6 protein-coding genes are annotated in these 5430 nt (G+C 38.2%); all 6 read right to left on the bottom strand.

Annotated features, from left to right (window positions below; genetic code table 11):
- Window positions 1-83 precede the first annotated feature (83 nt).
- Window positions 84-1073, bottom strand: coding sequence for a cytochrome d ubiquinol oxidase subunit II (gene cydB / locus AB1444_16125; GenBank protein ID MEW6528183.1), 990 nt, complete (start codon window positions 1071-1073; stop codon window positions 84-86).
- A gap of 19 nt (window positions 1074-1092) precedes the next feature.
- A complete protein-coding gene (locus AB1444_16120) occupies window positions 1093-2409 on the bottom strand; it encodes a cytochrome ubiquinol oxidase subunit I (protein ID MEW6528182.1) in 1317 nt (438 codons plus the stop codon).
- Between the two features lie 143 nt (window positions 2410-2552).
- Complete coding sequence (gene rd, locus AB1444_16115; protein ID MEW6528181.1) at window positions 2553-2717, bottom strand: rubredoxin; 165 nt, start codon at window positions 2715-2717, stop codon at window positions 2553-2555.
- Between the two features lie 337 nt (window positions 2718-3054).
- A complete protein-coding gene (locus tag AB1444_16110; GenBank protein ID MEW6528180.1) occupies window positions 3055-3252 on the bottom strand; it encodes a heavy-metal-associated domain-containing protein in 198 nt (65 codons plus the stop codon).
- A gap of 261 nt (window positions 3253-3513) precedes the next feature.
- Window positions 3514-3918: a transcriptional repressor gene (locus AB1444_16105; protein ID MEW6528179.1), complete on the bottom strand. Its 405-nt coding sequence runs from the start codon at window positions 3916-3918 to the stop codon at window positions 3514-3516.
- A gap of 81 nt (window positions 3919-3999) precedes the next feature.
- Window positions 4000-5160, bottom strand: a complete 1161-nt coding sequence (locus AB1444_16100) for an FprA family A-type flavoprotein (GenBank protein MEW6528178.1) — start codon at window positions 5158-5160, stop codon at window positions 4000-4002.
- Window positions 5161-5430 lie beyond the last annotated feature (270 nt).

Below are 5430 nucleotides of genomic sequence, written 5' to 3'. Positions count from 1 at the left end.
TAATCATTCTCCTTATTCTCTGCGACCTCTGCGTGAAAAAATTATAAGTAATTTCTAAAATAGAAAAACATTCAAAAAAAGCGTCAGGAAACCTTCCCTTTAAAAACTCTATACACATATACTGTATACGCAATAACAATAGGCATACCAATAAGAGCAATGATGAACATGATTTTTAAAGTAAGTGCTGTAGATGATGCATTGAATATGGTAAGGTTATATGCTTCAATTGTTGCTCGCACTAAATTTGGATAAAGGGCAGCACCTGCCATTATCCACAGTGATACAAATGAAACCGATGAGCCAATGAATGCATTGAATGGTTTGTTGTCTCTGTTACATACATATACATAACTCAGAGCAATTGCGTAAAAAAGTGCTCCAATCCAACCAAATAGATTTGATACAATTGAAGGCAATAGCCCAATGGTAAGAACTATCGCTAAAATGAAAAAGAAAACACTGGCAAGGATTATTTTATTAATCATGGCCTTTGCACGCTTTGCAACGTCGCCTTCAATTTTATACGCAGCCCAGGTACATCCCTGTAACAGTATTGCTGATAAACCCAACAGACCAATAAAAAGTGGAAATGGCCTAAGCAGAGTGAAAAAGCTGCCAGTAAAATTCATGTTTAAATCAATTGGGATTCCATAGATAATGTTCCCAAGCGCAACTCCAAAAAGTAATGATGGCAAAAGGCTACCAATAGTAAAAGCCCATGCCCATAGTTTCTTTCGTTTTTCATCGTAATACCAGAATTCCATTGATACTGCTCTGAAAATGAGTGCAAAAAGCACCAGCATCAATGCCAGGTAAAATCCGCTAAAAACAGTAGCATACGCAAAGGGGAATGCTGCAAAAAGTGCGGCGCCGCCGGTAATAAGCCACACTTCATTGCCATCCCACACAGGCCATATTGAATCCATTACCTGCTTTTGTTCTTTTTCATTTTTTGTAAGTACTGGCATGAGGCTTGCTATGCCTAAATCAAAGCCATCTAAAATTGAGTAAACGGTTAATAAAAATCCAATGATCAAAAACCATATATTCTGAAAAATATTTATATCCATAGTGAAACCTCCAATTGCATTAGTATGTTTGTGCCTGTGGGCCATTCTTTATTATCTTGATAAGAATGGTGATAAAAAGAACCACCAGTAAAAGATAAATGAGTGAAAATATGATAAGCGATAGCAATACGTGTGTTGCCGGGACAACCGTTGATACTGCATCAACCGTTTTCAGTACCTTATACACAGCCCATGGCTGGCGGCCAACCTCAGCAGCAATCCATCCAAATTCGTTGGCCAATATTGGCAGCGGTATGGCAAACATCAGCACATATAAAAACCATTTTGCTTCAAAGAGCTTTTTCCGCAGTAAAAGAAGCAATGCAATGATGCTTAACAAAGCAAACAAAGAGCCAAGACCAATCATGACGTGATATGAAAAGTAGGGAAGTAGAACCGGTGGTAGTTCATCCTCAGGGAACGCATCACGACCTTTTACCTGGGCATTGGGATCAAAGTAAGCAAGCAGGCTTAAGAGTTTAGGAATTTTTATTTCAAAGTAAGTCTTCTTTTCACTTTCAATAGGAATGCCAATGATGGACATGGGTGCACCTGTTTGAGTTTGCCATAATGCTTCAAAGGTTGCCATTTTTTCAGGTTGCAGATTCGTTACCTGTACTGCATGTAAATGCCCTGAAGCAAACTGTACCAGTGACATGATACAAAAGACAATAATGGCAGTTTTAAGTATTTTTTGAGCCATTTGTGTATGTTGCTGTTTAACAAGGTACCATGCAGCAACTCCTGCAGCAAAAAGACTTCCCGAAATCCATCCCGCAATAATCACATGAATAAACCGCACAAGCGTTGAAGGATTGAGTGCGGCAGCCCAGAAATTGGTTAAAACAGCCCTGCCACCTTCAATGGCAAAACCAGCAGGTGTTTGCATCCATGAATTTGCAATGATAATCCACAAACCAGAAAGATGTGAGCCAAAGAATACTAAAAATGCTGAAAGAAGATAAACTTTTTTGGAAACCTTATTGCGAGCAAAAAGCAAAACGCCTAAAAATACAGATTCAAGAAAGAACGCAAAGATTCCTTCAGCGGCAAGCGGTGCACCAAAGATGTCACCAACCATTCGTGAGTATTCGGCCCAATTGGTGCCAAATGAAAATTCCAGTACAATGCCGGTTGCAACGCCTAATGCAAATACAAGCCCTAAGATTTTAATAAAAAACGAAGATATCGTTTTAAAGAGCTCATCGTTGGTTTTGTAAAATTTATATTCAAACAGAAATACCAGTAAGGTAAGCCCTAAGGTAAGTGAAGGGAAAATGAAATGAACACCGGCAGCCAATCCAAATTGAATTCGTGATAGCATTACAACATCCATTTGTAAACCTCCAAATTATTTTTATAAATAAAATTATTACATAAAAGGGTGTCTTAAAAATCACCACCTTCCAATGGCTTTTGCCTTCATCTCATTGCCAAAAACAACGTAACGAAGCAAATCCCGTCTTCCATTGTTACCATTTAGTCTACTGGTTCAAACTGATCCTTGCCAGCACCGCATACCGGACATACCCAGTCATCGGGAATGTCTTTAAAAGCTGTTCCAGGTTTTATCCCGTTATCGGGATCGCCTTCTTTGGGATCATAAATATATCCGCACACTGTACATTCGTATTTTTTATCCATAAATAAGACCTCCATTTAAGATATAATTTTATTACTGCGATTCACGTTATTTTTTACTCCGTCATTCTGAACGTGATTCAGAACCCGCAGTGTCATTCTGAACTTGTTTCAGAATCCACCGTGTCATTCTGAACTTGGTTCAGAATCTAATCTTTCACCATAGATCCTGGATCAAATTCCAGGATGACATTTTTGAATGCCGTCATTCTGAACGTGATTCAGAACCCGCAGTGTCATTCTGAACTTGATTCAGAAACTAATCTTTCACAACAGATCCTGGATCAAAGTCCAGGATGACTCTTATGCTCGTCCCGGGATGACATTCATTCACATACGTCTATTTCACAGGCTGTGGTGTATAACCAGCGTCTTTGATTGCCTGCATAACAGTTGATTCATCCAGAGAACTATCGACCACAACCATTTTGGTGGTTACATTACATTGCACTTTTGCAGCAGGGTCTTTTGCGTTTATTGATTTTGTAATATGCATTACACAGTGATTGCACATCATATCATTAACACGGAATTGCATAGTTACTCCTGATATAAAATATGGTAGTATGGTATACTGCAAAAAATAAATTACAAGTAAAATTTAAAATATAATGTATCATCATGACTATCACATACGGCGAAATTGATAGACTATTGTCTACAATCCATTTCCTGGTTAAATAATTGTACCACGTATTATGTAATTATCACAAAATTATAATAATTACAATTAATTGTCAAGCGTTTTATTAAAAAAGATTTTTAAAAATTTCCAGTATAATCAGGAATAAATTATTATTTAATGCGATGAGCAATCTTTACAGATACCTTTTAGTGTGATCTGATACTGTTCAATGGTATGGCCATCTATTGATGCAGGCATGTTGACATAACGGGTAATATCCAGGTCATATACCCTGCCGCACTGTGTGCAGGTAAAATGGCCGTGTGGCTGAACCGTAATATCAAACCGCGCCTCAACGTTGTCAAGAACCAGCATGCTTGCAAGGCCTTCCTGCACAAAAAGGCTCAAGGTATTATATACGGTAGTTTTAGAAAGCGTTGGTATATGTGGCAAGAGCGCAGTGTAAATCTCATCAACAGTTGGGTGCGTTCTGTTCTGGTCAAGATACTCTAAAATCTTCAGTCGCTGATATGATGGCGAAATCCCCTTAGCTTCTAAATATTGTTTATATTGTTCCATTGTGGTCCTCATTGTAATAATAAATTGGACTCATTGTTCAACTATAAAATACACAAGTATATAACAAAAGTCATCTTAAATTTATAATTTTTCAAACACCTGCTTGGCGATAGTTCCCAGCAATTGATCATCCGGTACATAATTAACCTTGATGGAAGGAAGCAATTGCCATCCCATTTCTTGTAACACCGCTTCTACCTGTGCAACGCTTTGTCCGCCCCATCCGTATGATCCAAATGCAAGCCCAACACGATTCTTTGGTGCAAGGCCCTTGCAGTAGGTTAAAAATGCGGCAACCGTTGGCAGCATATTGTTATTAAGCGTAGGTGATCCCACACAGATGTACTTTGCATCAAGCACTTCGGTCATGATGTCGGAAATATGAATGGTTTTCAGGTCATATAGCTGTACCGGAATATTTTTTTCCTCAAAGGCATTTTTGATAGCATGTGCTATCATCTTTGTTGAATTCCACATAGTGTCATAAATGATTAAAGCTTTTTCTTTTGTTTTATTGGCAGCCCAGTTTTTATACTCAGTAACTATCGCCCTTACATGGTCTTTCCAAATTATACCATGGCTTGGTGCAATCATGGCAATATCCAGTGTGCTTACCGCATCAAGCACTTTCTGAGTTTGTTTATCATACGGCAATACAATATTGGCGTAGTATTTTTTTGCCTCATACATAATGATGTCCAGCGGATATTCTGTATCAAAGCGTTCGGATGTTGCTATATGTTGCCCAAAAGCGTCGTTGGAAAATAAAATTTTAGTCTCAGGCATGTAGCAGGCCATGTTGTCGGGCCAGTGTACCATCTGCTCTAAAATAAATTGTAGTGTGGTTTTCCCTAACGAGATACTATCGCCCGTTTTCATGACTTTGTAATTCCAATTATTTTTGTAATGAGCCTCAAGCCCCTTTGCGCCATTGGGTGATGTAATAAGCGTTGCGTTGGGGTACAGTTCCATAAGTTTAGGCAGCCCACCCGAATGGTCCATTTCAACATGATTTGAAATGATAATATCAATCTTTGATGGATCAACCACTTTGGAAATGCGTTCAATCATTTCATCATAAAGATAGTATTTAACAGTATCAATAAGGGTAATCTTTTGGTCCATGATAAGATATGCGTTATATGTGGATCCGCGTTGTGTCATGTAGCCATGGAAATTGCGCAAATCCCAATCAATACCGCCAACCCAATATATGAAGTCATTTAATGCAACCGGTTTCATTACGTTCCTCCAATACCTATATGGGTGTGTGTCAGAGCTTTTTCGCCTGTGATATAAATGTAGTACGCATATTCTTTTGTTCAAGAATAAAATTAAAATTATTGTAAATTTGTATTTTTAATGGATGGGGATTGGTGCAGTGTTTATTTTTTTAGCAACTGTCCTGGGACAGATAGCAGTACAAAAGTTTTGTAATTGTGTTCTGCTCAGTAATAGCGAAGTTTTGCGCATGGCATCTACTGATTCCTGATGTAACTGTAAGCCAAATTT

The organism is Spirochaetota bacterium (genome assembly GCA_040756435.1).
GTDB lineage: Bacteria > Spirochaetota > UBA4802 > UBA4802 > UB4802 > UBA4802.
Note: the sequence above shows the minus strand (reverse complement) of the source record. Positions and strands in the feature narration are given on the sequence as shown.

Excerpts from the sequence above, each read along its gene's own strand:
- cydB (MEW6528183.1), bottom strand. The coding sequence starts at position 1,073 with ATGGATATAAATATTTTTCAGAATATATGGTTTTTGATCATTGGATTT.
- AB1444_16120 (MEW6528182.1), bottom strand. The coding sequence starts at position 2,409 with ATGGATGTTGTAATGCTATCACGAATTCAATTTGGATTGGCTGCCGGT.
- AB1444_16100 (MEW6528178.1), bottom strand. The coding sequence starts at position 5,160 with ATGAAACCGGTTGCATTAAATGACTTCATATATTGGGTTGGCGGTATT.
- AB1444_16105 (MEW6528179.1), bottom strand. The coding sequence starts at position 3,918 with ATGGAACAATATAAACAATATTTAGAAGCTAAGGGGATTTCGCCATCA.
- AB1444_16110 (MEW6528180.1), bottom strand. The coding sequence starts at position 3,252 with ATGCAATTCCGTGTTAATGATATGATGTGCAATCACTGTGTAATGCAT.
- rd (MEW6528181.1), bottom strand. The coding sequence starts at position 2,717 with ATGGATAAAAAATACGAATGTACAGTGTGCGGATATATTTATGATCCC.